Origin of the sequence: Luteimonas terrae (assembly GCF_031457535.1) — a bacterium.
GTDB lineage: Bacteria > Pseudomonadota > Gammaproteobacteria > Xanthomonadales > Xanthomonadaceae > Luteimonas > Luteimonas terrae_A.
In genome coordinates, this window is record NZ_JAVDWO010000015.1 from 25,653 (window position 1) to 51,507 (window position 25,855).

Sequence of the window (25,855 nt, forward strand, 5' to 3'; positions counted from 1 at the left end):
TGGGTCATTGGGGTCAATCGTTCGCGATCTTGTTGCGCAACAGCAACGCGCGCGCGGCGAGGCTGACGATCAGTACAAAGCAGGTCAGCACCAGCGCGCCGGCCCAGGCCAGCTGCTGCCAGGACTCGTAGGGGCTGCCGGCGTACTGGTACATCACCACCGGCACGCTCGCCATCGGCTGCATGATGTTGTTGTTCCAGTACTGGTTGCCGAACGCGGTGAACAGCAGCGGCGCGGTCTCGCCGGAAATGCGGGCCAGCGCCAGCAGGATGCCGGTAACGATGCCCGCCGACGCGCTGCGGTACATCACCTGGATGATGACCTTCCAGTGCGGCACGCCGAGCGAGAGCGCAGCTTCGCGCATCTGCGTGGGCACCAGCTGCAGCATCTCGTCCGTGGTGCGCACCACCACCGGCAGCACGATGAAGGCCAGTGCGATCGCGCCTGCCAGTGCCGAGAAGCGGCCGCCGGTCTGCATGACGAACGCGGTGTAGACGAACAGGCCCAGCACGATCGACGGCGCCGACAGCAGGATGTCGTTGATGAAGCGCACGACGGTGCCGAACTTCCGCGCCCGGCCGTACTCCGACAGCCAGGTACCGGCGGCGACGCCGAGCGGCGTGCCGATGGCGATCGCCAGACCGCACATCACCGCGCTGCCGAAGAACGCATTGAGCAGGCCGCCTTCGACCATCGGCGGCGGGGTCATCTGGGTGAAGAGCGCGGGATTGATGCCACCGGCGGCCTTGGACACCAGCGTCCACAGGATCCAGCCGAGGAAGAACAGGCCGAAGACCGCGGTCAGGCAGCCCAGCACGACGGCGACGCCGTTGACGATTCGGCGACGGCCGTACAGGCGGTCGGCGATCTGGCGCTCGCGTTCGGTGACGACACTGGCCATCACTTGCCCTCCTTGCGGGACAGCTGCATCAGCATGAGGCGGGCGATCGCCAGCACGACGAAGGTCACGATGAACAGCACGAAGCCGAGCAGCAGCAGTGCCGAGCGGTAGGTCTCGGTGGCTTCACCGAAGTCGTTGGCGATCAGCGCGGCGATCGTCGTGCCCGGCTCGAGCAGCGATGGCGTCAGGCGCACCGAATTGCCGATGACGAAGGCCACGGCCATCGTCTCGCCCAGCGCGCGGCCGAGGCCGAGGAAGATGCCGCCGATCACTGCCGAGCGGGTGTAGGGCAGCACGATGTCCCAGCTGACTTCCCACTTGGTCGAACCGAGCGCGTAGGCCGATTCCTTCAGGCGCGTCGGCACGGTGAGGAACACTTCGCGCATCACCGAGGAAATGAAGGGGATCACCATGATCGCCAGCACGAAGCCGGCGGTCAGCGTGCCGATGCCCAGCGGTGGACCCTGGAACAGGATGCCGATACCGGGGATCGTGCCGAGGTGGTCATTGAGCCACGGCGTGACGTAGGTGGTCATCACCGGCACGAGCACGAACAGGCCCCACATGCCGTAGATGATCGAGGGGATGCCCGCGAGCAGTTCGATCGCAGTGCCGACGGGGCCGCGCAGCCATCGTGGCGCGACCTCGGTCAGGAAGAAGGCGATGCCGAAGCTGACAGGCACCGCGATCACCATCGCGATCAGCGCGGTGACGATGGTGCCGACGATGGGGGCGAGGGCGCCGTAGCGGTTCTCGACCGGATTCCAGTCGGCGGTGGTGAAAAACGACAGACCCTGGGTCGCCAAGGCGTCACGGCCACCCCACAGCATCGACAGCGCGGCGCCGGCGAGCGCCAGCATCACGAAGACGACGGTGGCGGTCAGCAGCATGCGGAAGAAGCGGTCGGCGCGTGCATCGCGGATGTCGCGGCGCGTGGGCGCGGACGTGATGGACGCGGTCGATGGGGGGGCAGCTGTGGCGTTCATCGAAGAGGGGAGCCTGGTGCGCGTGATGGGGAAAGTCGCTGGGAGGCGGCGTCACGACGCCGCTCCTGGAACGACCGTGCGCCCCGAGGGCGCACGGTCGCTGACATCACTGGAACTCAGCCGCCCAGTAGGCTTCGATCTGCTGCACCAGCTCGGGCGGCAGCGGCACGTAGTGCAGCTCGCTGGCCTGCGCCTGGCCCGATTCGAACGCCCACTTGAAGAACGCTAGGGCAGCCCGACTGCGCGCTGCGTCCTTCGGCTGTTTGTGCATCAGCATGAAGTTGGTCGCGGTGATGGGCCAAGCCTCGGCACCCGGGGCATTGGTGATGACCAGGTTGAAGTCCTGCGCGCTGCCCCAGTCGGCGCCCGCGGCGGCAGCGGCGAAGCTTTCCTCGCTCGGCTGCACCCAGTTGCCGGCCGCGTTCTGCAGCGACGCATACGGCATGTTGTTCTGCAGCGCGTAGGCCAGCTCGACGTAGCCGATCGAACCCTTGATCTGCTGCACGTACGAGGCGACACCTTCGTTGCCCTTGCCGCCGACGCCGCCCGGCCACTGCACCGAGGTGCCTTCGCCGACAGCCGACTTCCAGTCCGGGCTGACCTTGGACAGGTAGTTCGAGAAGTTGAACGTGGTGCCCGAGCCGTCCGAGCGGTAGACGACACTGATCTTGCCCGCGGGCAGGGTGACGCCGGGGTTCAGCGCGGCGATTGCGGGGTCGTTCCAGGTGGCGACCTTGCCCTGGAAGATGTCGGCCAGCAGCGCGCCGGTGAGCTTCAGCTGGCCCGCCGCGAGGCCGTCGACATTGACGACCGGCACCACGCCGCCGATCGCCGACGGGAACTGACCCAGGCCTGCGGCCTGCAATTCGGCGCTATCGAGCGGCTTGTCGGAGGAACCGAAGTCGACCGTGCCGGACTTGATCTGGGCGATACCGCCGCCCGAACCGATCGACTGGTAGTTGACGCGGTTGCCGGTCGCCGCGTTGTAGTCGGCCGACCACTTCGAGACCAGCGGATAGATGAATGTGGCGCCGGCGCCGGTGATTTCGGTGGCGACGCGATCGCCGGCCGACTGGCCTGCGGCGGGCGCGCCGTCTGGCGACTGTCCAGCGGGTGCATCTGCGTTGCCGCCGCAGGCCGCCAGAAAGAACGCGGTGGACAGGGCGAGCGCAGCGATTCGGATCACTTGACGAGACATGTCTAACTCCAGAAGTGGGGCGGCAACGCGCTGCATCGCCCGGTCCGCGCATTTAATGATGTTTTTGTTGCACGGATATGACAGCGGCCGACGGGCGCAGGGAGGCTTCCAAGCGTACGCCCGGCCGGATGCAATGAAAAAAAGCGGGCCCGCAGGCCCGAGGAGAGAAAGGGAGCCGATGGAGGTCCGGGAGCGAGGTCCTTTAGGAAACCGGATGGACAGAACCGTCGCGAAGCCCGGGTGGCACGCCGTTCCGGCGGCGCACGCCCTGGAATGAGTCCTTGGATCGGGTGCCATCCGTCGCGGATCTGGTCGCCCGCATCGCGATGTCCTCATTGCATCCCGGCGCCGTGACGCGGCGATGGCGCCGGTGTTGCAGTGTCATGGCATCGCACTGCGCAGTCCCGCTGGCCTGACGCACGGTTGTCACAATCGGCACCCGTCGTGCCGGCACCGCAGCGGTGCAGCAGGCCGCCTAAGGTGCCAGGTCGAACCCGGCCTGGACGCGCAGCTGTCCCTCGCTCCTGGCCACGCTGAGCGTGGCCGGCGCCAGGCCGTGCCGGAGCCGAAGCGCGTCCAGCCAGCCGAACAACTGCTGCGATGTCGCGGCGTCCGATTCGATTCCGAAGCCGCCGACGCCATGCTCGCGTTCGCGGCTCACCGCCAGCCCGGCCTGCTGCGCCGAGGCCAGCACGGCGGCTTTGAGCGCGGCGGCGTCGACCGGTGGCGCGATGTCGCGCTGGTCCAGCGCGCGCAGCTGCGCCAGCTGCAGCTCGGTCTGCAGCAGTGCCAGCGTGGCGCGTTCGTGGCGCAGCTGCGCGGCATCGGCGGCCTTGCGCAGCGGCACCATCAGGCCGTACCAGAGTACGAATGCGGCGATGGCGGCGGCCATCAGGCCCAGCATCCAGCGCTCGCGCGGTTCGCGCTGGTGCCACCAGAATCGAGCGCGTTGCAGGTAGGCGTCCATTACAGCGGCTCCACGGCGACGAGACTGCGCAGGCCGGCCTCGACCGGCTGGCTGTCCAGCGGCACCAGCGCCAGCCCCCCGTCGGCGAGTTGCTGGCGAAGCAGGTCGAGATCCTGCTCGCCGGCGTGCACCAGGCCGGCGCGGACGCCGGTGTCGGGCGTGAACTCGTAACTGTCGAGCCGGGCGCCGGGCACCGCGCGCAGCGCCTCGAACAGCGCGGCCGAGTGCGCGGCCAGCAGGTCCGGGGCCAGGCGCTGGCGGTAATACGGACCGAGGTCGGCTCCGGCGAGCTGGGGGCGGTACTGCGCCGCCAGCGCGTCGGCACGTGTTTCCAGCGAGCGCGCCGCCAGGCCGTGATACAGCGCCTGCGCGCCGACCAGCAGCAGCGGAGACAGCAGGGCCAGCGCCGCCAGCCAGCGCAGGCGCCTGCGTCGGCGCGGCTGCGACTCGTCGCGGCGGGCGTAGGGGCCCTGCAGCAGGTCGAGCGCGGGAGCGGCCTGCGCATTGGCCGCGAAACGCGCGTCGCGCGCCGCGTCGTCGAGCCGATGCAGCGGCCGCGCCCCGATCACCCGCTGCACCAGATCCGGTTCGGCGGCGAGCGCGAGCTTGTGGCCGCGGGCCAGCAGCAGGCCGTCGCGTTCGCAGACCTGCACGCTGTCGTCCGTCGGCGCGTCGAGCAGCAGGCAATCGGGCACCACGGCCACCGGACGCAATCCCAACTGCGCGGCCTGCGCGAGCCAGTCGCGCATCAACGCGGCGTCGACCACAGCGAGCAGCCGCTGCGGCTCGCCGGTTTCGGGGTCGCCGACGGCCACGTGCAGCTCGGCGCCCGGCTGCGCGACATGGTCCTGCAGCATCAGGCGCGCCGCGGCCACGGCCTGGGCGGCGCTGCGCGCCGGCAGGTCGAACCAGTGCAGGCGCAGCGCTTCGGACGGCACGACCAGGATGTCGCGCGTGCCGGGTTCGGCCGGCAGTGGATGGGCGAGGTCGCAGGGCCGGCGTGCGAGGACATGGCCGCCGGCGTCGATGGTCAGGCACACCGCCGCGCGCGACGGATCGGTGCTCAGCTGCAGCAAGCGGATGGGGAAGGCGGGGTTCATTCGTCGGGAGTCCAGCGGCGGACGATCAGGCGGGCGCGGTCGCCTTCGGCGCGCAGCAGTGCGCTCAGCACCGCCTGCGCGCCGGCGTAGTCGACTTCGGTCTGCAGGGTGAACCAGCGGCTGCGCAGCTGGACCTGGTCATAGACCTCGCGCGGCAGTTCAGCGTCGCGCAACGCAGGCTGCGCCCAGAACACGGTCGCGTCCACCCAGCCGCCGTCCGGGCGCGCGGCGATCACGCGGCGCGCTTCGGCGGGCGTCAGGCGACCCAGGCTCAGCATGCTCAGCACCGGGGCCTGGTCGATGTCCAGCGCGTTGACGTTCACCGGCGACAGCTCGGCGCTCGGCAGGGCGCAGACGTAGGGACGCAGGCGCGCGTAGGCCGCGCCGTCGTAGCCGCGGATCGCGCGCAGTTCCGACGGTTCGGCGAGCAGGGCGCCGCTGGTCCGGTAGCCGGGCTGCAGCGCGGCGTAGGTGGAATCCTCGGCGCCGAGCGGCGCGCGCTGCGCATCGCTGTCGATCCAGTCGGCCAGCGTGTCGGCCAGTGCCTGGGCCTGGGCGGCGGCGAATCCGAGCGCCTGCAGCAGCGCCACGTACTGGCTGACGCCGAGCTCGCGCCGTTGCCACTGTTCCGGTGCACCGGTGACCACGCTGTTGAGGTTGAAGCAGGTGCTGCCGTCGCCCAGCCGTGCACGCACCAGGCCGAGGCTCTGGCCGTCTTCGATGATCGGGAACAGCAGCGGTTTGCCGTTCCATTGCGCGGCATCGACACCGCCGCGTTGCAGCTCGCCCAGCCGCTGCCGGGCCAGCGCCTCGCTGCCGAGCGCATAACGCTGCGCCTGCGCGATCGCATGCGCATTGCCGGTGCGGCGCAGGCCGAAGCGGATGTCGTCGAGCATCGCCACCGCCAGCACGGTCATCACCGCGGTGAGCAGCAGCACCGAAAGCAGAGCCATGCCGCGCTGTCGCACCGGCGCGCTCATTCCGCTTCGCCCGGCAGCAGGAAGACCTGGCGCACGTGGCCGAAATCGCGGACGTCCATCTCCAGCGCGACTGCCTGCGGCAGCGCGTCGAGGCCGCCGCCCCAGCCGTCGCTCCAGAAGCCGCGCGCGTAATACGACGCGCGCACCGACTCGACGCCGTCCAGCAGCACCTGCGGCGCAGCGGCCGATGTGCCGTCGAGCGCGGCGCGTGTGCTGCGCTGCAGGCTGCCGTCGGCGACGCGGTATTCCACGTACTGCATCGACGCGCGCGGCGCGTCGTCGGGGTTCTCCCAGCCGCGGCGGACGAAGCCCATCAGCGGACGGCTGCGGTCGTCCGGCGGCGCGGCGGTGAAGGCGGACAGCTCGGCCACGCCATCACTGCGCCGGGTGCGGCGCACGGCCGCCTGTCCCAGATCGGCCTTGAGCAGGGCATGCGCGCGCTGGAGTTCGGCGGTGCGGTCCATGCGCGCGCGGATCACGTCCTGCTGGTCGGCTGTCCACGCCAGCACGCCGACCGCGGCCGCGGCGAGCATCGCGAAGATCGCCAGCGACACCAGCACCTCGATCAGGGTGAAGCCGCGGGCGCGCCTGCGCGGCGCACGGCTCATCGCAACACCTCGGCACTGGCCACCTGCTGGCCGTCGTCGGCGAACACCGCGATGCGCACGCGGGTCAGCCCGGCGCCGGCGGGCTCGATTGCGCGCCGCCACCGCCATTGGCGATCACCGAGCCGTTCTTCGCCCTGCGCCGCATCGGGCGTCGCCTCGCCGATCTGCGCTTCGACCGCCAGGTTCTCGGCCAGGATGCCGGCCAGCGCCCGGGTCTCGATCTGCAGCGCACTGCGCGTGCTGCCGCCGCTGAGGTTGAGCAGGGCCACGACGACCAGCGCGAACACCGCCAGCGCGACCAGCAGTTCGATCAGCGAGAAGCCGCGCGCCGCGCGGGTCATTGCACGCACACCGTGCCGGCGGCGTCGACCACGATCTCGGCGTACATACCGTCGCGGGCCAGCTGAAGATGTTGCGGCTCGGCGGCACCGGTGGCGTCGAAGCGGAAATTGAGCTGTTCCAGGCGCTGCGGCAACACGACGGTCACACCATCGGCCCAGTGACGCGCGGTGAAGGGCGCCTCCTCCAGCCGCTGCCACTGACCGAAGTCGCGTCGGCTGAAGCGATAGCCGCCGGCGTCGACGCTCACCTGCATCGCCCGCCCGCCGAGGATGGCTTCGTCGCGCGCGTGCTTGAGGTGCAGGCCGAACTGGTCGGCCTGGCGATGGAAGCCGGCATTGCCGTCGGGCAGGGTCAAGGCCACCGCCGTCGTGGCCAGGCCGATGACGACCATGACCACGAGCAGTTCGATCAGCGTGAAACCGGCCTGCGCGCGTGGCATCGGGGGTGCGTGTTACTGCCAGTTGCCGATGTCGGCGTTCTCGCCTTCGCCGCCCTCGACGCCGTCGGCGCCGAACGAGAAGACGTCGAACGAGCCGCGCTGTCCCGGCATGCGGTACTGGTACGGGTTGCCCCAGGGATCGGCGGGCAGACGACGCACATAGCCGCCCTTGCGGTAGCGCTCGGGACGCGCCAGTCCCGGCGGCGGTTGCTGCAGGGCCTGCAGGCCCTGCTCGGTGCGCGGATAGGTCAGGTTGTCCAGGCGATAGCTGTCGAGCGCCTGTTCCAGCAGCGCGACGTCGGCGCGTGCCTTCTCCACCATCGCGCGGTCCTGGCTGGGCAACACGTTGATCACCACCACCGTGGCCAGCAGGCCCAGGATGACGATGACCACCATCAATTCGATCAGGGTGAAGCCGCGCGCCCTGGCGACGGCGGGACGGGAACGACGAAGCATCATGGCGAAGAATTCCTGGTCGGTTGCGGACGGGGGGATCAACCCAGCGCCATCGAGTTGAACTGCAGGATCGGCAGCAGGATGGACAGGACGATCATGGCGACCACGCCGCCGAGCACGATGATGATTCCCGGCTCGAGCAGGCTCAGCGTGGCGTTGGAAAAGGTGTCGATCTCGCGCTCGAGATAATCGGCGGCGCGGTCGAGCATCGGCGCCAGCCGACCGCTGTTCTCGCCGCTGCCGGTCATGTAGAGCAGCGTGGGCGGGAAGACGCCGGCGCGCTTCATCGCCGAGGACATGCTGCCGCCTTCGTCGATCGCGGTGACCATGGTCTCGGTGGCAGCGCGCAGCACGCGGTTGCCGACGGTGCGCGCGGTGATCGCCAGCCCTTCGATGAGCGGCAGGCCGCTGTCGAGCATGATCGCCAGCGTGCGCGACATGCGCGCGGCGTGCAGGTCGCGCAGCACCCGGCCGAGCAGCGGCAGACGCAGCAGCCAGCCGTCGAAACGTAGCCGGAAATCCTCGCGCTTTAGCAGCCGGGCGAAGACGATGCCGCCGACCACCAGCAGCGTTGCGACGAGCCAACCCCATTGATTGATGAAATCGGACACGCCGATGACCGCGCGGGTCAGCAGCGGGAGTTCGCGGCCCATCGAGTCGAACTGCTCGACCACGCGCGGCACCACGAAGGTCATCAACGCGATCACCACCGCCACCGCGGTCAGCGACAACGCGGCCGGGTAGACCAGGGTGCCGATCATCTTGCCGCGCACCTGCTGCTGGCGCTCGAGCAGATCGGCGAGGCGCTCGAGGATCTGCGGCAGCGCGCCCGAGCGTTCGCCGGCCGACACCATCGCCCGGTACAGCGGCGGAAACGCCTTGCCCTGCTGGGCCATCGCATCGGCCAGCCGGCGGCCCTCGAGCACCTGGGTGTGGGTGGCCATGACCACCCGGCGCACGCCGCGCCGGTCGCTCTGGCTGCCGATCGTGCGCAGGGCTTCTTCCAGCGGTGCGCTCGCCACGAGCGTCGACAACTGGCGGGTCAGCAGGGCGAGGTCCTTGGGCCCGAAGCGGCCACCACGCCCGGCCGGATGCTGCTGCATTGCGGGCTCGACCGTGACCGGCACGAGCTGCCGCCTCTCCAGCAGCGCACGTGCGTCGCGCGGCGTCGCGGCATTGACCGTGCCGGCACGGGTGTGGCCGCGCAGGTCCAGCGCCGAGTAGTCAAACGCCGGCATCGTCCCGGGTCTCCTGACGGGTGACGCGCACGGCTTCTTCCAGCGTGGTCAATCCCGCGGCCACCGCATCGCGCGCGGCGTCCGACAGCCGGCCCGCATTGGCGAACGCCGCGTCGGCAATAGCGTCTTCGCCGGCGTCGCTGGCGATCAGGCGGCGGATGCGCTCGTCCACGGTAATCACTTCGTGGATGCCGATGCGCCCGGCATAGCCGGTGTGGTTGCAGCGCGGGCAGCCCACCGCGTCGTAGAGGACACCGTCGAATTCGCCGCCGAGCATTTCGGCGAATCCGCTGTGGGTGCGCGGCGCGCGGCAGTGCACGCAGAGCTTGCGCAGTAGCCGCTGCGCCATCACCAGGCGCAGGCTGGACGCGAGCAGGAAGGGTTCGATGCCGACATCGCGCAGTCGCGTGATCGCGCCGGCGGCGTCGTTGGTGTGTACGGTGGAGAGCACCAGGTGGCCGGTGAGGCTGGCCTGCACCGCGATCTGCGCGGTTTCGGCATCGCGGATCTCGCCGACCATGACGATGTCCGGGTCCTGGCGCAGGATCGCGCGCAGGCCGGCAGCGAAGCTCATGCCGACGCGTGCGTTGACCTGGGTCTGGCCGACGCCCTCGACCGCGTACTCGACCGGGTCTTCGACGGTCAGGATGTTGCGCTCGCCGTCGTTGAGCGCGGTCAGCGCGGAATACAGCGTCGTGGTCTTGCCCGAGCCGGTCGGGCCGGTGACCAGGATCACGCCGTTCGGCACCTGCAGCGCCTTGCGCAGCGACGCCAGCGTGGGCGCCGACATGCCAAGCTGCTCGAGCGACAGCGTGCCCTGTTCCTTGTCGAGGATGCGCAGCACCACGCGCTCGCCGCCGCGCGTGGGCAGGGTGGACACGCGCACGTCCAGCGCCTTGGCACCCATCGCCAGCGACACGCGCCCGTCCTGCGGCACGCGCCGTTCGGCGATGTCCAGCCGCGCCATCACTTTCACGCGCGACACCAGCAGCGGCGCGATGCGCGCCGGCAGCGAGACCGCCTCGCGCATCACGCCGTCGACGCGGAAGCGCACGCGCAGTGCGGATTCGAAGGATTCGATGTGCACGTCGGACGCGCCGAGGCGCGCGGCCTCGGCGATCAGGCCGTTGATCAGGCGGATCACCGGCGCATCGCCCTGGCTTTCCAGCAGATCTGCTGTGGTCGGAATGTCCTCGACCAGCGAGTCGAGATTGCCGTGCAGGTCCAGCTGCTCGACGCCGGCGGCATTGCCCAGCCCGACATCGGCGTAGATCTCCGACAGGCGGCGGTCGAAGGCCGTGGCCGACAGCGTTTCCACGCGAAGCGGCAGGCCGGTCGTGCGCCTGACCTCGATCAACGCCAGCGGATCGCCACCGTCGCGCAGCGCCACGTGCGCGTGCTCGTCGCTGCCGAGCAGCAGCACGCCGTGCCGTTTGGCGAAGGCATAGGCCAGGGGTGGCGCGGCGGCATTCATCACGGCGTGGGCACAGCGTCCGGCACGTTCGGGGCGATCGGGGCGAGGGGCGCGGGCAGGGTCGACGGATCGGCCCTGAGGTAGTCGCGCACCAGCGCATCGAGTTCGACCAGCGCCGCCGGATCGCCGCGCAGACCGGTGTCGCGCAGGTAGCCGTAGCGCTGCGCGGTGTGGCGCTGGGCATCGGCGCCGTTGCGCACGATCGTCGGTCGCAGGAAGACCATCAGGTTGGTCTTGGAACTGTTGCGCGAGCGGCTGCGGAACAACGCACCGAGACCGGGGATGTCGCCGAGCAGCGGGATCTTCTCCATGCGCGCTTCGTTGCTCTGGTCGAGCAGGCCGCCGAGTACCACCATCGCACCGTCGTCGACGACCACATTCGTCTCGACCTCGCGCTTGTTGAGCACCAGCTCGTCGTTGTTGGAGCTGACGGTGCCGTTGACCGAGGACACCTCCTGCTTGATGCCGAGGGTGATGCCACCGCCGCTGTTGATCTGCGGCCGCACGATGAGGTGGATGCCCACGTCCTGGCGATCGATGGTGCGGAAGGGGTTGTCGTTGTTGCCGCTGAGGACCTCGCCGGTGGTGATCGGCACTTCCTGACCGACCATGATCCGGGCTTCCTCGTTGTCGAGGGTCAGGATCGACGGCGTGGACAGCAGGCTGGAGCCGGCGTCGGTCTTGACCGCATTGATGATCAGGCCGAACAGGGTGTTGTCGCGTTCGGCGGCGAAGCCCAGCAGCCCGCCGCTGAGCCCGAGCAGGGCCTGGGCCGCAGCCTGGCGGGCGGCATCGCCCACGGCGTCGTCGCTGTCGTCGTCGTCGCCACGCCCGCGGCTGGCGAGCACGCCGCCGGCCAGCGAGGCGATGCCGGGGCCACCGTTGGAGAACTGGGTCAGGCCGATCGGGATCGAGCCGTCCTTGCCGGCCAGCAGCAGCTGGGTGCCGAGCCGGCTCGCGGCGGCATCGGAAATCTCGACCACCAGCGCCTCGACCAGGACCTGCTCGCGGCGCACGTCGAGCTGGCGGATCACGTCGAGCAGGATCCGCTGGGTGCTGGGATCGGCGCTGATCACCAGCGAGTTCGCGCCCGGATAGCGGACGATCACCGGACGCTTGCCGCCGGCCGGAGAAATGATCTGCAGGTTCTCGGCGTCGGCGGCCGTGGGCACGGCGGCGGCCATCGCGGCGCCCGCACCGCCGCCGCCGTCGGGCGATTGGCCGATCAGTTGCTGCAGCACCGGCAGCAGCTGCTCGGCGCTGGCGTGCTGCAGCTTCACCACGGCGACGTCGCTGCTGCGCTCGGCGCGGCTGTCGAGTTCCATCGCCATCCGCGCGACCCGCTGCACCATCGCCGGGTTGCCGCGGATCACCAGCGAATTGCTGCTCTCCACCGGCAGCACCGACAGCGCGCCGTCGTTCTGCCCGGAGATGCCGAACAGGTCGATCAACGTGGCGGCGAGTTCGCGCGCCGAGGTGTTGCGCAGGCTGACCGTGTCGATGCTGGCGCTGTCCTGGTCGATCTGCGACACCAGGCCGCGGATGCGGCGCAGGTTGTCGACGTAGTCGGCCACGAGCAGGCTGTTGCCCTGGGGCAGGGCCATCACCACGCCGCCGCGGCCGATCAACGGCTTCAGCGTCTCGGCAGCGGCGCGCGCGTCGATGCGCTGCAGCGGGAACACGCTGGTGGCGTAGCCGAGCGGCGAGCCCGGCTGCTGCGCGGCCAGTTCGTCGGGGACGATGCGATAGGTGGCGGTGCCGGCCGGCACGGCGATCAGGCCGTTGCTGCGCAGCACGGTGAGCAGCACGCCGATCAGGTCTTCGTCGGTCAGCGGCCGGTCGCGGCTGACGTTGACCGTACCCTGCACGCGCGGGTCGACGATGAAGGTGGTGCTGGTGGCGCGCGCCACGTCCTGGATGAAGGCGGTGAGCTCGACGTTCTGCATGCGCAGCGCCGGCGTTTCGGCCTGCGCCTGGGCCTGCGCCGACAGCGGCGGGGTGGGGCAGGCCAGCAGGACGGCGGTCGCCAGCAGCAACCGTGCCGGGATGCGGGGGCTCATGGCGCGTCGCCTCCGAGGCTCAGGGTGCGGGTCTGGCCGTCGCGCTCGAAGGTCACGATGGCTCTGGGATTGGATTTCAATTCGCTCGCCAGTTCGGTGATCACGCTCGGCGACAGGACCTGGCCGTTGACGGAGAGCAGCACGTCGCCCGGCTGCAGGCCGGCGGCCCGCAACAGCACGTCGCTGTTGCCGCGCGGCAGCAGGGTGTAGCCGGCGAGGCGGCCATCGACGGTGCGCGCCTGCAGCCCGGCTTCCAGCAACTGCGCGGGGTCGAAGTCCGCGCTGCGGGCAGGTACAGGCGTCGGCGAAGGCGGTGGCGCCGGCATCGACGCGGCCGGCGCGTCGGCCGGCGCCTCCTGCGCGAGCGCCAGCCGCTGCCCGTTGCCCAGCTCGACGTGGTCGGCCCTCACGGCCGCGAGGACCAGGCCAGGTGCCAGCACATCGCCGACGCCATAGACCGATTGCGGCTCACGGTCGCGGCCGAGAATGGCCGTGCCCCGGCCGTCGGCCGCGGTTCGCAGGCCGAACAGGCGCCAACCGTCGGTCGCGACGGGCGCAGCCGATGCACCGGCAAGAAACGGATCATGTGCCGCCAACTCCGGAATCTGTGAGGGGAGGCTGGTCACCTGCGGCGTGCCGGCGACGCTGGCCGGGGCGAGCACCAGCCATGCAAGCCGGGCGAGCTGGGTCAGAAGCACGAGCCACAGGACGATTTCGGCCAGCCTGGGCCAGGGCCACCGCGACACACCCTGAAACGCGTGGAAAATAGGCAAGGCAGGCAGGCAGGTAACCGATTCATGACAGCATGAGTCAGATATATGACATTCATGTTTCTGCGATCGCCCAGCCTGCAAAGGAAAAGCCCGGCATTTGAAGCCGGGCTTTTCAGTTTTATGACTGTGGAGTCGATCAGAAGGCGAGACTCAGACTCACATCCCAGCTGATACCGGGCTTGTAGGTGTACAGGTCGATGCGGCCCCCGTCGCGTTCCTGGTATTCCTCATGGGACTTGTTGAGGATGTTGCGTGCGCTGAAGCTCAGTGCGGGCTTGAAGCCGCCCCAACCACCCAGGTCGAGCCCCTTGCGCAGCACGAAGTCCAGCGTGGCGCCCGGGTCTTCCATGTAGTCGGGCTGGCCGGCACGCCCGCGGACACTGATCCGCTCGCTCACATAGTTCGCGATCAGCGTCGCCTGCAGGTCCGCCCCTTCGTGCTCGACACCGAACTGCACGTTGGCGATGTGCTCGCTCTGGCCCTGCATCCTGCTGCCGTCGGCGACGAAGCTGCGGGCGGCCTGCGGAACGCCGTTGAATCCCGGCGGGATCACCGTGTCGCCTTCCTCGGCATTCACCTCCGACGACGACCAGGTGTAGTTCGTGGCGAGATACACACGGCCATCGCCCAGCCAGCGGAGGTCGGGGGCGAAGTACTTCTTGAACTCGATCTCGACGCCGTAGAGCGTGGCTTCCGGGGCGTTCAAGAAGCCCTGGAACAGCTGGTTGCCGCCGAAATCGCCGATGACCGCTTCCACCGGGTTGTCGATCTGCTTGTAGAACACGCCTGCAGTGAAATACTCGCCGGCGTCGAAGAACCATTCGTAGCGCGCGTCGAGATTCAGCAGTTCGCTGTCGACGAGGAACGGGTTGCCAAAGAACAGGCGATCGTTGTCCGGATCGGAATACTGCTGCGGCGCCAGTTCGCGGAACTGCGGCCGGGCGATGGTCTTGCTCGCGCCGAAACGCAGCTGCTGGTTCTCGGCGAGGTTCCATGTGACCGTCGCCGCCGGCAGTACGTAGTCGTTCTCCAGCGGCGGCGCTGCGAAGATGCCGCCGACACGCGCGCCGCTGAAGATGTCCAGCGGGTGCACGGCCTGGGTGGCATCTTCGTAGCGCAGACCGACGGTCGCGCGCCACGCCGGGGCGATCTCGCCTTCCAGCTGCACGTAGGCCGCCTTGTTGGTGAGCGTGCCGTCGTAGGCCGATTCGCCGTTGTTGTTGGGGGTGATCTCGTTGAGGGTCAGGATGCCGTTCTGGAAGTTGTAGTCCGAGAACAGGTAGTCGATGCGCTGGTACTGGTTGTAGACCGGCAGTCCGCCGCCGAGCGCATCGAACCGGAACGTGCGCTGCACCGCGGCGCGGTCGTTGTCCGAATACGCAAGGCCCGCGCTCAATGTCAGCTCGCGCTCGGTCGGCAGGCGCCAGTCGAGGTCGATACCGCCACTGGCCACTTCGTCATCGACCGCGCCGAAGCGCAGCGCGTTGTTGCCGCTGCCGTGGATCCAGGTGCCGTCGACCAGTGCATAGCGCACGCTGGTCTCGTACGGCGTCGTGCGCCGGGCCTTCGAATAGGCCAGGCGCCAGCCGAGTTTGAGATCGCCGTATTCGCCGAAGCTGCTCTTGCCCGCCAACTGGTTGTTGATGAGCTGGCGCTCCAGCCAGAGCGTGCCGTCTTCGCGGATGTCGACGCCGACGTTGAAGTTGTAGCCGTCGCGGGACTTGGCTTCCTTGATCGTGTCGTGGACGTAGAGCGTGTTCCAGGACACCGAGTGGTTTTCGCTTTCCAGGCCCAGGCCGAACAGGCCGTTGACCCGCGCGTTCATGCGGGTGGTGGCGAAGTCGTAGTCGTTGTAGATGTCCGCGCCATCGGTGGTGAAGATGCCATCCTGCTGCTTGCCGGTGCGGGTGCGCCATTCGTTGTCGAAGCTGACCACGCCGATCACCCCGAGCCGGAGGTCGTCGGCGATGTCGAATGCGGTGCCTGCGCTCACGCCGATCTTGGTGTCGGGGTCGATCCGGCGCTTTTCCTGCAGCAGGAACAGGTTGGGATTGTTCAGCGCGCTGCCGTAGGCGGCCAACCACTCGCGGCTGTAGTTCGCGCTAGTGATCGGCTGGCCGCTGTGGATGATCTCGTCGGGCAGGTCGCGACGGCCGGTATCGTAGCCCGTCCAGTCCCGGTTGCTGCCGTAGTAGGTCAGGCCCGGTGACCGGGTGGTGACCGAGTTGCCGCCCACGCCGACGTTGAACTTGAGAAACGGCGCATCGGGAACGGTCAGGCCTTGCAGGTCGATGACGCCGCCGCCGAACTCGCCTGGATACTTGACGGAATACGTTTTCTGCACGGTCACGCCGGCCAGCGCCTCGGCCGGGAACAGGTCCAGCGGCACTACACGCTGCAGCGGCTCGGGCGAAGGCAGCGGCGAGCCGTTGAACAGCGCGCTGGAATAACGTTCGCCAAGTCCGCGCACGTAGACGTATTTGTCGCCAACGACGCTCAGGCCGCTGACCCGGACCAGCGCCGCGGCGGCATCGCTGTCGCCGGTGCGTTCGAAGTCCTCACGGGTCACGAAGCTCGAGACGGCGGCGGTATTGGCCATCGGTTCGGGAATGTATTCGCCGCGGACGGTCACAGCGTCCAGCTCGGCCGTACGCTGCTGTGGGTCGGTATCGGCGGCCGAGACGCCGTCGGGGGCGTCCTGCGCGAACGCGGGCATTGCAAGTGCAGCGCCGATCGCGAGCCACATGCCGGTACGTGCAATGCGGACGCGCCCCGACGGATGGGTGCGCGGCGGAGAAATTCGGGTGTGGGAAAGCGTCATATGTGTAGGCCTTGGCTGCGTCGGGCAGGCTTGATGGGGCGCGCAAACAAGATGCGGCGGCTTTGGGCCGCCGCATCTTTTTCGATCACGGATGGTCGATCGGGCCGGTCAGAGGCCGACGGTCCAACCGGTCCACCAGGCGTCGCTGGCGTCACGCGCGGCACCGATGTAGTCGACGTCCTGGAAGGCCGGGTGCTTGGCCCGCACGGGCACCGGCGTCACGGCACGTTCGTTCGCTCCGGTGATGTAGTCGGTGCTGCCGAGCGTCGAGGCGCCGAACACGGTGCCGGTCTTGTCGGCGGCATCGACGTAGACGGTGGTGGCGGCGTTGCGGTCGCGCTTGTCGCAGGTGAAGTAGTTCGACAGCAGCTCGATCCGGCTGTTGGTGCCTGAGATGTCGAAGCACACGTCGGCCTGCTTCTGGTTCGGGCCGGCCGGGGCGGTCACGAACACGCTGTTCCAGATCGAGGCGTTGGTGCCCTGGTTGACCTTGACCAGCGAATCCAGCGTCGGGTCGGTGGTGTACACGGTGAAGTTGGACACCTTCGGCGTCGAGGTCGGCTGGCGGTCGAGGGCGGACCACTCGAAGATCGAGCCGGAGTCAGCGACACCCTTGACCGACGGGGTCTTGCGCACGACCAGGCCGAACTGCACGCCACCGCTCCAGCCCCAGTCGGTGTCGAGCGAATCGTCGTCGGCCTCGGTGATGACGACGTGGCTCATGTTGACCGTGCCGCCGAAGATCTCGATGCCGTCGTCGCCGCTGTAGTGCGACTGGAAGTAGCTGATCTTGGTCTCGTTGCCGACGCCGACCAGGGTCAGCGACTGCAGCTCGTTGCCGTCACCGATGACATTGCCGGAGTAGCGCACCTGCACGTAGGTCATCTCGCCGCTGCTGTCGTTCGGCGCATTGCCGCCGCCGAATGCATTGCTGACGCCTTCCACCGCGCCCTGGCAGGCCGCCGTACCGGGGGTGGCGTTGCCGATACAGGCATTGATCGGCGCGCGGCCCATCAGCACGATGCCCGCCCAGTCGAACTTGGCGCCGCGGCCTTCGAGATCGGCCAACGAGGTGAAGACAATCGGCGCATCGCGGGTGCCCAGGGCATAGATCTGCGAGCCGCGCTGGACCAGCAGCACGTCCGGTCCGTTGCGGCCGAACAGGGTCACGCCAGGCTCGATGTACAGCCGGCCGCGCCTGGAGGCATCGTTGACTGCCGCATCACCCAGCTGGTCCTGACCCACGCTGACCTGGCCCTGGATCTGGTAGGCCACGCCCGCAACGTTGCGCAGGGTCAGGTCCCCCAGGATGCTGCTGGGCAGGCGGCAGGCGCGCAACGTGTCGTTGACAACTGTGCCCTGGTTGACGGTGCCATCCGGGCAGTTGGCGGCGGGGCCAGCGGTCGGCGGCGGAGTGGTGGTCGGCGGCGGCGTGGTGCTCGGCGGCGGCGCGGCGACCGGCGGGTTGGCCGGTACACCCGGGGAGGCGACTTCGTCGGCGCCATTGCCGCAGCCGGAAAGGGCGAGGACGGCGCCGAATGCCATCAGCAGAGTTTTGGAGTTGTTGCGGGCAGACATCGTGAAGAATCTCCGGTCGAATGGTGTGCGTGCGTGGACGGCGCGTGGCGGGTGGTGGATCTGACGCTGAACGTTCTAGTCAGGTTTGGTGACAGGCCGGTTACCGATGCCGGGATGACGCCCGCAGTCGCGCGCCGCATGCCTGCCGTGACTGACGACAGATTCGGCCTGTCATGTGTCAGGGATATGTTGGAAATGCGACGGTCACCCCGGCGGTCGCGATTGCGCGGGTCACATTGCCCAGGGAGCTTCCGACGTGACAGCAAGACAGCTGAGTGCCGAGCGGGAACAGTGGGTGGTCGAGCAGGCGATGGCAGGGGCCGACCCTGACAGCGTGCTCAAGCCTTTGCGTGCCGAGGGTTGGGACGAACAGGCGGCGATCGATGCGGTGCAAGCTGCGGTGTCAGATTTCATCGAGCGCAATGCACAGCAGACCGGACTGCCGCGCCCGGTCCGTGTGCCGGTTCCGGCCGAGCCCAACGGCGCCACGCTGCTCGATGCCGGCGACCGCCAGGTGCAGGTCCTGGCGAGCCTGATGCTGCCGCGTGTGCTGGTGCTTGGCGGCCTGCTCGCCGACGACGAGTGCGATGCGCTGATCGAACTCGCCCGCGCGCGGTTGCGCCGTTCCACCACCGTCGATCCCGAATCGGGTGGCGACCAGGTGCATGCCGACCGCACCAGTCGCGGCACCTGCTTCACCCGTGGACAGAACGCGCTGTGCGCGCGCATCGAAGCCCGCATCGCGCGTCTGCTCGACTGGCCACTCGATCACGGGGAGGGCCTGCAGATCCTCAACTACGGCCCCGGCGCCGAGTACCGGCCCCATCACGACTATTTCGATCCGGCCGAGCCGGGCAGCCAGGTTCATCTTGCGCGCGGCGGCCAGCGGGTGGCGTCGGTGGTGATGTATCTCAACACCCCGAAGCGGGGCGGGGCGACCACGTTTCCCGACGTCCACTTCGAGGTGGCCGCGGTCAAGGGCAACGCGGTGTTCTTCAGCTACGACCGCGCCCATCCGATGACCCGCACGCTGCATGCGGGGGCGCCGGTGATCGAAGGCGAGAAATGGATCGCCACCAAGTGGCTTCGCGAGGGGCGCCACGACTGAGATTACGCCCGGGCGTGCCCGATGCACCGACGTCTCGCCGCAGGCTGCACGCATCTGACGCTCACTCAACCTTGCCGCGGCCTGAGGCCAAGCGAGCAGTGTCGCTGCAGGCCTGCACCCGCGCCTGGCTCCGGCGCCGACACTGGAGCCGCATCGGGTAGGATGCCGGGCCGTGTCGCCATCGGGGCGCGACACGCCAGTCCGGGGATTCCGAGTGACCGCATTACATACCACCCGCCGCCTGCGTCCGGTGGCTCTGCTTCTGTCCGCCCTGCTGCCGTGCCTGGCTTTCGCGCAGGCCGTCGAGCCGGTCGATCTCGACGTCGTCGCCCAGATCCGCCACGAGGCGTTCAACCGCTCGCAGGTTGCGGCGAACCTCAAGGAACTGACCGAGACCATCGGTCCGCGCCTGACCAATTCGCCGGCCTATGTGCGTTCCAGCGAATGGGCGCGCGGCAAGCTGACCGGTTACGGCCTGACGAATGTGCAGGACGAGGTCTACGACGAGGCCTTTGGCCGCGGCTGGGAATTCCGCGCCTCGCGCGTCGAACTGCTGACCCCGCGCGAACTGCCGATCCATGCGCTGCCCAAGGCGTGGACGCCGGGCACCGATGGCCCGGTCGAAGGCGAACTGGTGCGCGCGACATTCAAGACCGTCGAGGACATTGAGAAGCAGCGCGGCAAGCTCGCCGGCAAGATTGTGCTGCTCGACGAGGCCCGCGCCTACAAGCCGGCCGACAAGCCGGATTTCCGCCGCCACACCGAAGAAGACCTCGGCGAACTGCAGACCTTTCCGGTGCCGGAGGATCGTGATCCCGAAGCGCAGAACAAGCGCCTCGACGAGTACCGCAAGCGCCAGGAACTGGTCCGCGCGCTCAACACCTTCTTCGCCGAGGAAGGCGTGCTGGCGACGCTGTCGATCAGTTCCTGGGACAACGGCATCGTCCGCGTGATGGGCGGCGGTGGCCGCAAGGCCGGCGATCCCGAAGGCGTGCCGGATCTGGTCGTGGCCGCCGAGCACTACAACCAGCTGGTGCGCGCGGTCGATAACGAGCAAGCGCCGCGTCTGCGTGTGGACGTGCAGGCACGTTTCACCAGCGATGCCGACCTGCCGGCGACCAACACGTTCGCCGAACTGCGCGGCACCTCGAAAGCGAACGAGACGGTGATCATCGGCGCGCATCTCGATTCCTGGCACACCGGCACCGGCGCGGCCGACAACGGCGCGGGCGTGGTCGTGATGATGGAAGCCATGCGCATCCTCAAGGCGATCGACGCGCGCCCGAAGCGCACGATCCGCATCGCGTTGTGGGGCGGCGAAGAGCAGGGCTTGCACGGCTCGGCCGGCTACGTCGCGAAGTACCTGGCCGACTGGCCGGCGCCGACCGATCCCGAGCAGATCGCACTGCCGCGCGCATTCCAGCGCGGCACCGGTCCGCTGCAGCGCCGCGCCGGCTACGACCGGTTTTCGACCTACTTCAATTTCGACAACGGCACCGGCCGCATCCGCGGCATCTACGCGCAGGAAAACCATGCGGCGGTGCCGGTGTTCCGTGCCTGGCTGGAACCGTTTGCCGATCTCGGCGCGACGGTCGTGACCACGCGCAACACCGGCAGCACGGACCACATTTCGTTCGACCGCGTCGGCCTGCCGGGCTTCCAGTTCGTGCAGGACCCGGCCGACTACTTCAGCCACGTGCATCACACGCATCTCGACACCTATGACCACGTGGTGCCGGACGACCTGAAGCAGGCCGCGGCGATCATCGCCTCGTTCGCGTACCACGCTGCGATGCGCGACGAGCGCCTGCCGCGCAAGCCGTTTACGGAACGGGACGAGTGACCTAACGAAGCGCGGCGGCGGTGCCGTCGCGCTTCCTCTATCGGTCGCAACAATTCTCGAATCCGTCATTCCCGCGCAGGCGGGAATCTAGGGGCTTTCGTCTCCAAGTCGTCCGTGCACGAAACGAGTTTCGCCACACGCGTCGAAGTGCACCTGGCGGATTTGGCGACTGGACGATCGAGCTCAACGACGCTGGATGACCAGCCTTCGGCTGTTGAAAGCCCCGCCTGCGCGGGAATGACGGTTTGAGAGAGCTCTGTGGGCGTTCTGGCTGCTGAGTTCTTTTGCGTCAGCACCGACTGAAGCAGATGCCTAATCCACAATCCCCGGCGTCTTGTCCTTGAACCGGCACAGATCCCGCACCACGCATTCCGGGCACAAGGGCTTCCGCGCCTTGCAGGTGTAGCGCCCATGCAGGATCAGCCAGTGGTGCGCGCCGAGCAGGAATTCCCCGGGCACCACGCGCATCAGCCGGTCCTCGACCGCGCGCACGTCCTTGCCCGGCGCGAGCCCGGTGCGGTTCGACACGCGGAAGATATGCGTGTCGACCGCGATCGCGGGTTCGCCGAATACGGTGTTCAGCACGACGTTCGCGGTCTTGCGGCCGACGCCCGGCAACGCTTCGAGCGCGGCGCGGTCGTTCGGCACCACACCGCCGTGCTGCTCGACGAGGATGCGGCAGGCGGCGATGACGTTCTTCGCCTTCGCGTTGAACAGGCCGATTGTCGAGATGTGGCGCTTGAGCGCCTCCTCGCCGAGATCGAGGATCGCATGGGGCGTATTCGCGACCGGGAACAGCCGGCGCGTCGCCTTGTTGACGCCGACGTCCGTCGCCTGCGCCGACAGGATCACCGCGATCAGCAATTCGAACGGCGTGGTGTATTCGAGTTCGGTCGTCGGCTCCGGATCAATCTCGCGCAGGCGGGCGAGAAATTCGTGGATCTCCGCGCGCGTCATCGTCGGGCCGCGCCGTTTCGGCGCTGCGGCGCTGGCTGCAGCGCTCATGACGTGCCGCCTGCCGCGCGTGCCTTGGCGCGGGCGAGAATCGCCGCAGCGTTCGTCGGCAGGGCAGGCCGCGCCGGCGCCGCATCGGCCGCGGCAGATGCTGGCGCCGGGATGCGACGCGCGATCTCGCGTTCCTCGGCGAGGCGGGCGAGCCGGGCATTGCGCGCCTCGAAGCGCGCGCGTGCGTCCCACGCCGTGCGCAGGCGTGCACGCGCATCGAGCAGCAAGGCACGCGCATCTGCATCCAGCACGTCGGCGCACATGTCCGGCCAGGCGGCCATCAGACCGGCATCGATCGCGGCATCGACATCGTCGTTGCGCAACAGCGCGACGAGCTGTTCGAGTGAATCGAGGGAGGGGGCGCTGGCGTCGGGCGGGCGGTGCGGCATGGCGTGCGTGCGACTCAGCGGTTCTTGAACTCGGGCTTGCGGCGTTCGAGAAACGCGCGCGTGCCTTCGCGCATGTCCTCGGTGGCGAACATCAGGCCGAACTGCGCGGCCTCGAACGCGAGCCCTTCGCCGATCGCGCTTTCGCCGCCTGTGTTGATGCAGTCGAGCACGCCGCGCAGGGCGAGCGGGGCGGCGTTCGCGAGCTGCTCGGCCAGTGCCATCGTTTGCGCCTGCAGTTCGGCGGCCGGCGCGATGCGGTTGACGATGCCCAGCGCCAGCGCACGGTCGGCGTTGATCGACGCGCCGGTCAGGCACAGCTCCAGCGTGGCCGCGCGGCCCGCCAGACGCAGCAGGCGCTGGGTGCCGCCGAAACCTGGAATCAGGCCGAGATTCACCTCTGGCTGGCCGACCTTGGCAGTGTCGGCGGCGATCCGCAGATGGCAGCACATCGCCAGTTCCAGTCCGCCGCCCAGCGCGAAGCCGTTGACCATCGCGATCACCGGCTTGGACAGGGTTTCGACCCGGCGCATCATCGCCTGGCCGCGCAGTGCGAAATCGCGGCCTTCGACAGGGCGCAGATCGGCCATCTCGGCGATGTCCGCGCCGGCGACGAACGCCTTGGGGCCGGCGCCGGTCAGTACCACCACGCGCACGGTATCGGCAGAGGCGGCGTCGTCGAACGCGCAGTGCAGCGCATCGAGCGTCGCCGAGTTCAAAGCGTTCAGCTTGTCGGGCCGGTTTACCGTAATGACGCGTACGGCGCCCTGGTCTTCGATCAACAGCGGGGATTCGGACATGGAGACTCCAGGCGCAAAAGCGCCGCCCGTGGAACTTGTCGGGGCGGCCGCGGTCTAGTTGGGGGTCGTCAGTGGCGGTTAAGCCCTTCGACCGCTATCCTAGCGCGTCCATAGGGGGCGGTTCGACCGCCCCTTCGCGCGACAGGCGATATCGAAATCTGACCTAGCGGAGATACACGGAATGAAGTTGCGTTTTATTGCGGCCGCAGTCGCGGCCATCACGTTCAGCGGCGCGGCGTTTGCGCAGCAGGCGGCAGCCCCCGCGGCTAACGCGAACGATCGCACCACGCTCAGCTACGCGTTGGGTTTCGACCTCGGCAACCGCCTGGCGGAAACCGGCGAGTCGGTCGACGTCAACACGATCATCAAGGGTCTGCAGGACGGTCACGGTCGCAAGGACCCGACCTACACGCCCGAGCAGATGGGCACCGCCTACAACGGCTTCCAGCAGCGCATGCAGGAAAAGATCGTCGCTGAGCGTCGCGCGGCACTGACCCAGAACGAGGGTCAGGCCACCACGTTCATCAACGAGTACAAGGCACGCGAAGGCGTGGTCTCGCTGCCGAGCGGCGTGATGTACCGCGTCGTCGAAGCTGGCGAAGGTGCCAGGCCGACCGCTGCCAGCACGGTCGAAATCGCCTACCAGGCGTTGATCGTGCCGGCCGGCATCGGTCTGAGCCAGGAAGACAAGAGCCCCCCGTTCCGCGTCTCGGAAGCCCCGATCGCCGGTCTGCGTGAAGTGCTGCCGCTGATGCCGCTCAATGCGGTGTACGAGGTGGTGTTCCCGCCGGGCAAGTTCGTCACCGGTGAAGGCACGCAGGAAATCGCCCGCCAGCCGGTGGGCGTGATGGTGAAGCTGCTCAGCAGCCGCTGATCCGCACTGTGACACGCGCTACCCGACGCCGACGTGCATGCACGTCGGCGTCGTCGTATGTGATATCCGCTCGCGTCGACGCGAAGCGCACGCTTCTGATCGCATGCGCGGCGCCTGCGACGGTGCGCCGGTAGAATCAGCGCATGGACGAACGCCCACGCGCCGTGCTCACGCCCTGTACCGGCGTCTGCACTCTCGACGAACACGGCACCTGCCACGGCTGCCTGCGCAGCCTGGCGGAGATCGGCGGCTGGCTGCAGATGAGCGAGGCGCAGCGCCAGTGGCTGATGGATGTCGAACTGCCTGCGCGCGAGGCCGCGCGAGGATGAGCGTCGTGTTCGACACCGGTTTCGATACCGACAGCCTGTCGCGTGCACTGCATCCGCTGGATGCGCCGCCGCCTGCGCGCGGCTGGAATTTCGAGGAGCTCGATGGCCTGCTGGACGGCGCGGTCGCGTTGCGCGAGGCCGCGGTGCTGGTCGGCCTAGTGCGCCGCGCCGAGGGTCTGCAGGCCGTGCTGACCCGCCGCACCGACACGCTGCGGCATCACGCCGGACAGGTCAGCTTTCCGGGCGGTCGTGAAGAACCCGGCGATGGCGGGCCGCTGCAAGCGGCGCTGCGTGAAGCCTGTGAGGAGATCGGCCTGGCTGCGTCGCAGGTGCGGCCGCTGGGCTATCTCGATCCACTCGCGACGATCACCGGGTATCGCGTCACGCCGGTCGTCGCGCTGCTTGATCCCGATTTCGAGGCGGTGCCCGAACCCGGCGAGGTGGCCGAGGTGTTCGAGGCGCCGCTGGCGTTCCTGATGGCGCCGGCCAGCCTGCGTCACGTCGACATCGAGTTTCGCGGCCGCGTGCGGCATGTGCTCGAGTACGAAACTCTCGCCGCTGCGCCCACCCATCGCATCTGGGGCGCGACCGCGTCGATCCTGCTCAACCTGCGTCATCGTCTGGAGCGCGCATGAGTTCGCATTGGACCACGCTGGTGGATGCGTCGACGCTCGCTGCATCGCTCGGTGCGCCCCATCTACGCATCGTCGATTGCCGCTTCAGGCTGGCAGTGGCTGGCGCGTCGGATGGCGATGGCGAATCGGCATGGCGCGAGCGCCATATTCCGGGCGCGGTGTACGCCCATCTCGAGCGTGATCTGTCCGGTCCCAGAGCGCCGGGCCTCGGCCGTCATCCATGGCCGGCTGCCAATGCGTTCGCCGCGACGCTGTCGCGTCTGGGCATCGAACCGGACATGCAGGTCGTTGCCTACGACGACAGCGACGGCGCATTCGCTGCGCGCCTGTGGTGGCTGCTGCGCAGTTTCGGTCACCAGAACGTCGCGGTACTCGACGGCGGCTGGACGGCGTGGCGCGCGTTGGAGCTGCCGGTCGAGACGACGGTGTCGCAGGTCGCAGCTGCACCCCTGATTGCAGGCGACTTCGATGCGACGCGCCTGCTGCGCGACGCCGAGGCCGTGCAGCGCCATCTCGATGCCGGTGGTCTGCTGATCGATGCCCGCGCGGGTGCACGTTTCCGCGGTGAGGTCGAACCGCTGGATCCCCGTGCCGGCCATGTGCCTGGCGCGCGTAACCGGCCGTATGCCGACAACCTCGACGGCGGCCACTTCAAATCGGCCGACAGGCTCGCATCGGAGTTCGATGCGCTGCTGGGTGCCCATGCGCCGACCGATGTGGCGGTGATGTGCGGCTCGGGCGTCACCGCGTGCCATCACCTGCTGGCGATGGCGCATGCCCGCCGCGATGGCGCGAAGTTGTATGCCCCGTCGTGGAGCGGATGGGTGGATGATCTTGGGCGTGAGGTTGCGGTCGGTGAAGCCTAGCGGGCGGATTGTGTCCCAAGTGGTGCACTGGACGTTGCTGCAAGGCGCTGGATCCCGGCGTTCGCCGGGATGACGGGAATTTTCTTGC

The 25,855-nt window shown here is 68.6% G+C and carries 23 protein-coding genes and 1 pseudogene; 5 read left to right on the forward strand and 19 right to left on the reverse strand.

Annotated features, from left to right (window positions below):
• Positions 1-13 precede the first annotated feature (13 nt).
• From pstA to J2W68_RS15600, 16 genes are all read right to left on the reverse strand, one after another.
• Complete coding sequence (gene pstA / locus J2W68_RS15525) at positions 14-901, reverse strand: phosphate ABC transporter permease PstA (RefSeq protein ID WP_310237607.1); 888 nt, start codon at positions 899-901, stop codon at positions 14-16.
• Entirely contained in the window at positions 901-1,887 is a 987-nt protein-coding gene (gene pstC / locus J2W68_RS15530) for a phosphate ABC transporter permease subunit PstC (protein WP_310237609.1), read from the reverse strand. The genes pstA and pstC overlap by 1 nt, the downstream gene beginning before the upstream one ends.
• A 106-nt stretch (positions 1,888-1,993) precedes the next feature.
• Positions 1,994-3,085 carry a phosphate ABC transporter substrate-binding protein PstS gene (gene pstS / locus J2W68_RS15535; RefSeq protein ID WP_310237612.1) on the reverse strand — a complete coding sequence of 364 codons (1,092 nt, stop codon included), beginning with the start codon at positions 3,083-3,085 and terminating at the stop codon, positions 1,994-1,996.
• A gap of 475 nt (positions 3,086-3,560) precedes the next feature.
• Positions 3,561-4,052 carry a type II secretion system protein GspM gene (gene gspM, locus J2W68_RS15540; protein ID WP_310237615.1) on the reverse strand — a complete coding sequence of 164 codons (492 nt, stop codon included), beginning with the start codon at positions 4,050-4,052 and terminating at the stop codon, positions 3,561-3,563.
• Positions 4,052-5,152, reverse strand: coding sequence for a type II secretion system protein GspL (gene gspL / locus J2W68_RS15545; RefSeq protein WP_310237616.1), 1,101 nt, complete (start codon positions 5,150-5,152; stop codon positions 4,052-4,054). The genes gspM and gspL overlap by 1 nt, the downstream gene beginning before the upstream one ends.
• A complete protein-coding gene (gene gspK, locus J2W68_RS15550) occupies positions 5,149-6,132 on the reverse strand; it encodes a type II secretion system minor pseudopilin GspK (RefSeq protein WP_310237620.1) in 984 nt (327 codons plus the stop codon). Before gspK ends, gspL begins: the two co-directional genes overlap by 4 nt.
• Positions 6,129-6,740, reverse strand: a complete 612-nt coding sequence (gene gspJ, locus J2W68_RS15555; protein ID WP_310237623.1) for a type II secretion system minor pseudopilin GspJ — start codon at positions 6,738-6,740, stop codon at positions 6,129-6,131. Before gspJ ends, gspK begins: the two co-directional genes overlap by 4 nt.
• Positions 6,737-7,081 carry a type II secretion system minor pseudopilin GspI gene (gene gspI, locus J2W68_RS15560; protein WP_310237627.1) on the reverse strand — a complete coding sequence of 115 codons (345 nt, stop codon included), beginning with the start codon at positions 7,079-7,081 and terminating at the stop codon, positions 6,737-6,739. Before gspI ends, gspJ begins: the two co-directional genes overlap by 4 nt.
• Complete coding sequence (locus J2W68_RS15565) at positions 7,078-7,521, reverse strand: GspH/FimT family pseudopilin (RefSeq protein ID WP_310237630.1); 444 nt, start codon at positions 7,519-7,521, stop codon at positions 7,078-7,080. The genes gspI and J2W68_RS15565 overlap by 4 nt, the downstream gene beginning before the upstream one ends.
• A gap of 12 nt (positions 7,522-7,533) precedes the next feature.
• Complete coding sequence (gene gspG, locus J2W68_RS15570; RefSeq protein ID WP_310237633.1) at positions 7,534-7,977, reverse strand: type II secretion system major pseudopilin GspG; 444 nt, start codon at positions 7,975-7,977, stop codon at positions 7,534-7,536.
• Between the two features lie 38 nt (positions 7,978-8,015).
• Positions 8,016-9,215 carry a type II secretion system inner membrane protein GspF gene (gene gspF, locus J2W68_RS15575; RefSeq protein WP_310237636.1) on the reverse strand — a complete coding sequence of 400 codons (1,200 nt, stop codon included), beginning with the start codon at positions 9,213-9,215 and terminating at the stop codon, positions 8,016-8,018.
• Positions 9,202-10,689, reverse strand: coding sequence for a type II secretion system ATPase GspE (gene gspE, locus J2W68_RS15580; protein WP_310237802.1), 1,488 nt, complete (start codon positions 10,687-10,689; stop codon positions 9,202-9,204). Before gspE ends, gspF begins: the two co-directional genes overlap by 14 nt.
• Entirely contained in the window at positions 10,689-12,749 is a 2,061-nt protein-coding gene (gspD, locus tag J2W68_RS15585) for a type II secretion system secretin GspD (protein WP_310237639.1), read from the reverse strand. Before gspD ends, gspE begins: the two co-directional genes overlap by 1 nt.
• A complete protein-coding gene (locus J2W68_RS15590) occupies positions 12,746-13,495 on the reverse strand; it encodes a type II secretion system protein N (RefSeq protein ID WP_310237642.1) in 750 nt (249 codons plus the stop codon). The genes gspD and J2W68_RS15590 overlap by 4 nt, the downstream gene beginning before the upstream one ends.
• A 163-nt stretch (positions 13,496-13,658) precedes the next feature.
• Positions 13,659-16,268 (reverse strand): TonB-dependent receptor domain-containing protein, encoded by a 2,610-nt coding sequence (locus tag J2W68_RS15595; RefSeq protein WP_310237645.1) that lies wholly within the window; start codon positions 16,266-16,268, stop codon positions 13,659-13,661.
• 183 nt (positions 16,269-16,451) lie between these two features.
• Positions 16,452-17,921: a hypothetical protein gene (locus tag J2W68_RS15600; protein WP_310237647.1), complete on the reverse strand. Its 1,470-nt coding sequence runs from the start codon at positions 17,919-17,921 to the stop codon at positions 16,452-16,454.
• Positions 17,922-18,177: 256 nt separating this feature from the next.
• Here J2W68_RS15600 and J2W68_RS15605 point away from each other — a divergent pair, with 256 nt between their 5' ends.
• Both J2W68_RS15605 and J2W68_RS15610 read left to right on the forward strand, forming a co-directional pair.
• Positions 18,178-19,029, forward strand: a complete 852-nt coding sequence (locus tag J2W68_RS15605) for a 2OG-Fe(II) oxygenase (RefSeq protein WP_430539752.1) — start codon at positions 18,178-18,180, stop codon at positions 19,027-19,029.
• A gap of 250 nt (positions 19,030-19,279) precedes the next feature.
• On the forward strand, positions 19,280-20,872 hold the full coding sequence (locus J2W68_RS15610; protein WP_430539755.1) for a M28 family metallopeptidase: 1,593 nt from the start codon (positions 19,280-19,282) through the stop codon (positions 20,870-20,872).
• 312 nt (positions 20,873-21,184) lie between these two features.
• Here the strand turns inward: J2W68_RS15610 and nth are convergent, their stop codons facing one another.
• The 3 genes from nth to J2W68_RS15625 are packed head-to-tail and all read right to left on the reverse strand — an operon-like array spanning position 21,185 to position 23,063.
• Complete coding sequence (nth, locus tag J2W68_RS15615) at positions 21,185-21,877, reverse strand: endonuclease III (RefSeq protein WP_310237649.1); 693 nt, start codon at positions 21,875-21,877, stop codon at positions 21,185-21,187.
• Positions 21,874-22,266 (reverse strand): hypothetical protein, encoded by a 393-nt coding sequence (locus J2W68_RS15620; protein WP_310237650.1) that lies wholly within the window; start codon positions 22,264-22,266, stop codon positions 21,874-21,876. Before J2W68_RS15620 ends, nth begins: the two co-directional genes overlap by 4 nt.
• 14 nt (positions 22,267-22,280) lie before the next feature.
• Positions 22,281-23,063 carry an enoyl-CoA hydratase-related protein gene (locus tag J2W68_RS15625; RefSeq protein WP_310237653.1) on the reverse strand — a complete coding sequence of 261 codons (783 nt, stop codon included), beginning with the start codon at positions 23,061-23,063 and terminating at the stop codon, positions 22,281-22,283.
• A gap of 181 nt (positions 23,064-23,244) precedes the next feature.
• Here J2W68_RS15625 and J2W68_RS15630 point away from each other — a divergent pair, with 181 nt between their 5' ends.
• The 3 genes and pseudogenes from J2W68_RS15630 to J2W68_RS15640 all read left to right on the forward strand — a co-directional run bounded on the left by J2W68_RS15630 (position 23,245) and on the right by J2W68_RS15640 (position 25,767).
• Positions 23,245-23,937 (forward strand): FKBP-type peptidyl-prolyl cis-trans isomerase N-terminal domain-containing protein, encoded by a 693-nt coding sequence (locus J2W68_RS15630; RefSeq protein WP_310237656.1) that lies wholly within the window; start codon positions 23,245-23,247, stop codon positions 23,935-23,937.
• Positions 23,938-24,080: 143 nt separating this feature from the next.
• Positions 24,081-24,901: pseudogene (locus J2W68_RS15635) on the forward strand (NUDIX hydrolase).
• Positions 24,898-25,767 carry a sulfurtransferase gene (locus J2W68_RS15640; RefSeq protein ID WP_310237658.1) on the forward strand — a complete coding sequence of 290 codons (870 nt, stop codon included), beginning with the start codon at positions 24,898-24,900 and terminating at the stop codon, positions 25,765-25,767. The pseudogene J2W68_RS15635 and the gene J2W68_RS15640 overlap by 4 nt, the downstream one beginning before the upstream one ends.
• Positions 25,768-25,855: the final 88 nt, after the last annotated feature.

Excerpts from the sequence above, each read along its gene's own strand:
- pstA (WP_310237607.1), bottom strand. The coding sequence starts at position 901 with ATGGCCAGTGTCGTCACCGAACGCGAGCGCCAGATCGCCGACCGCCTG.
- pstC (WP_310237609.1), bottom strand. The coding sequence starts at position 1,887 with ATGAACGCCACAGCTGCCCCCCCATCGACCGCGTCCATCACGTCCGCG.
- pstS (WP_310237612.1), bottom strand. The coding sequence starts at position 3,085 with ATGTCTCGTCAAGTGATCCGAATCGCTGCGCTCGCCCTGTCCACCGCG.
- gspM (WP_310237615.1), bottom strand. The coding sequence starts at position 4,052 with ATGGACGCCTACCTGCAACGCGCTCGATTCTGGTGGCACCAGCGCGAA.
- gspL (WP_310237616.1), bottom strand. The coding sequence starts at position 5,152 with ATGAACCCCGCCTTCCCCATCCGCTTGCTGCAGCTGAGCACCGATCCG.
- gspK (WP_310237620.1), bottom strand. The coding sequence starts at position 6,132 with ATGAGCGCGCCGGTGCGACAGCGCGGCATGGCTCTGCTTTCGGTGCTG.
- gspJ (WP_310237623.1), bottom strand. The coding sequence starts at position 6,740 with ATGAGCCGTGCGCCGCGCAGGCGCGCCCGCGGCTTCACCCTGATCGAG.
- gspI (WP_310237627.1), bottom strand. The coding sequence starts at position 7,081 with ATGACCCGCGCGGCGCGCGGCTTCTCGCTGATCGAACTGCTGGTCGCG.
- J2W68_RS15565 (WP_310237630.1), bottom strand. The coding sequence starts at position 7,521 with ATGCCACGCGCGCAGGCCGGTTTCACGCTGATCGAACTGCTCGTGGTC.
- gspG (WP_310237633.1), bottom strand. The coding sequence starts at position 7,977 with ATGCTTCGTCGTTCCCGTCCCGCCGTCGCCAGGGCGCGCGGCTTCACC.
- gspF (WP_310237636.1), bottom strand. The coding sequence starts at position 9,215 with ATGCCGGCGTTTGACTACTCGGCGCTGGACCTGCGCGGCCACACCCGT.
- gspE (WP_310237802.1), bottom strand. The coding sequence starts at position 10,689 with ATGAATGCCGCCGCGCCACCCCTGGCCTATGCCTTCGCCAAACGGCAC.
- gspD (WP_310237639.1), bottom strand. The coding sequence starts at position 12,749 with ATGAGCCCCCGCATCCCGGCACGGTTGCTGCTGGCGACCGCCGTCCTG.
- J2W68_RS15595 (WP_310237645.1), bottom strand. The coding sequence starts at position 16,268 with ATGTGGCTCGCGATCGGCGCTGCACTTGCAATGCCCGCGTTCGCGCAG.
- J2W68_RS15600 (WP_310237647.1), bottom strand. The coding sequence starts at position 17,921 with ATGTCTGCCCGCAACAACTCCAAAACTCTGCTGATGGCATTCGGCGCC.
- nth (WP_310237649.1), bottom strand. The coding sequence starts at position 21,877 with ATGAGCGCTGCAGCCAGCGCCGCAGCGCCGAAACGGCGCGGCCCGACG.
- J2W68_RS15620 (WP_310237650.1), bottom strand. The coding sequence starts at position 22,266 with ATGCCGCACCGCCCGCCCGACGCCAGCGCCCCCTCCCTCGATTCACTC.
- J2W68_RS15625 (WP_310237653.1), bottom strand. The coding sequence starts at position 23,063 with ATGTCCGAATCCCCGCTGTTGATCGAAGACCAGGGCGCCGTACGCGTC.
- J2W68_RS15630 (WP_310237656.1), top strand. The coding sequence starts at position 23,245 with ATGAAGTTGCGTTTTATTGCGGCCGCAGTCGCGGCCATCACGTTCAGC.
- J2W68_RS15640 (WP_310237658.1), top strand. The coding sequence starts at position 24,898 with ATGAGTTCGCATTGGACCACGCTGGTGGATGCGTCGACGCTCGCTGCA.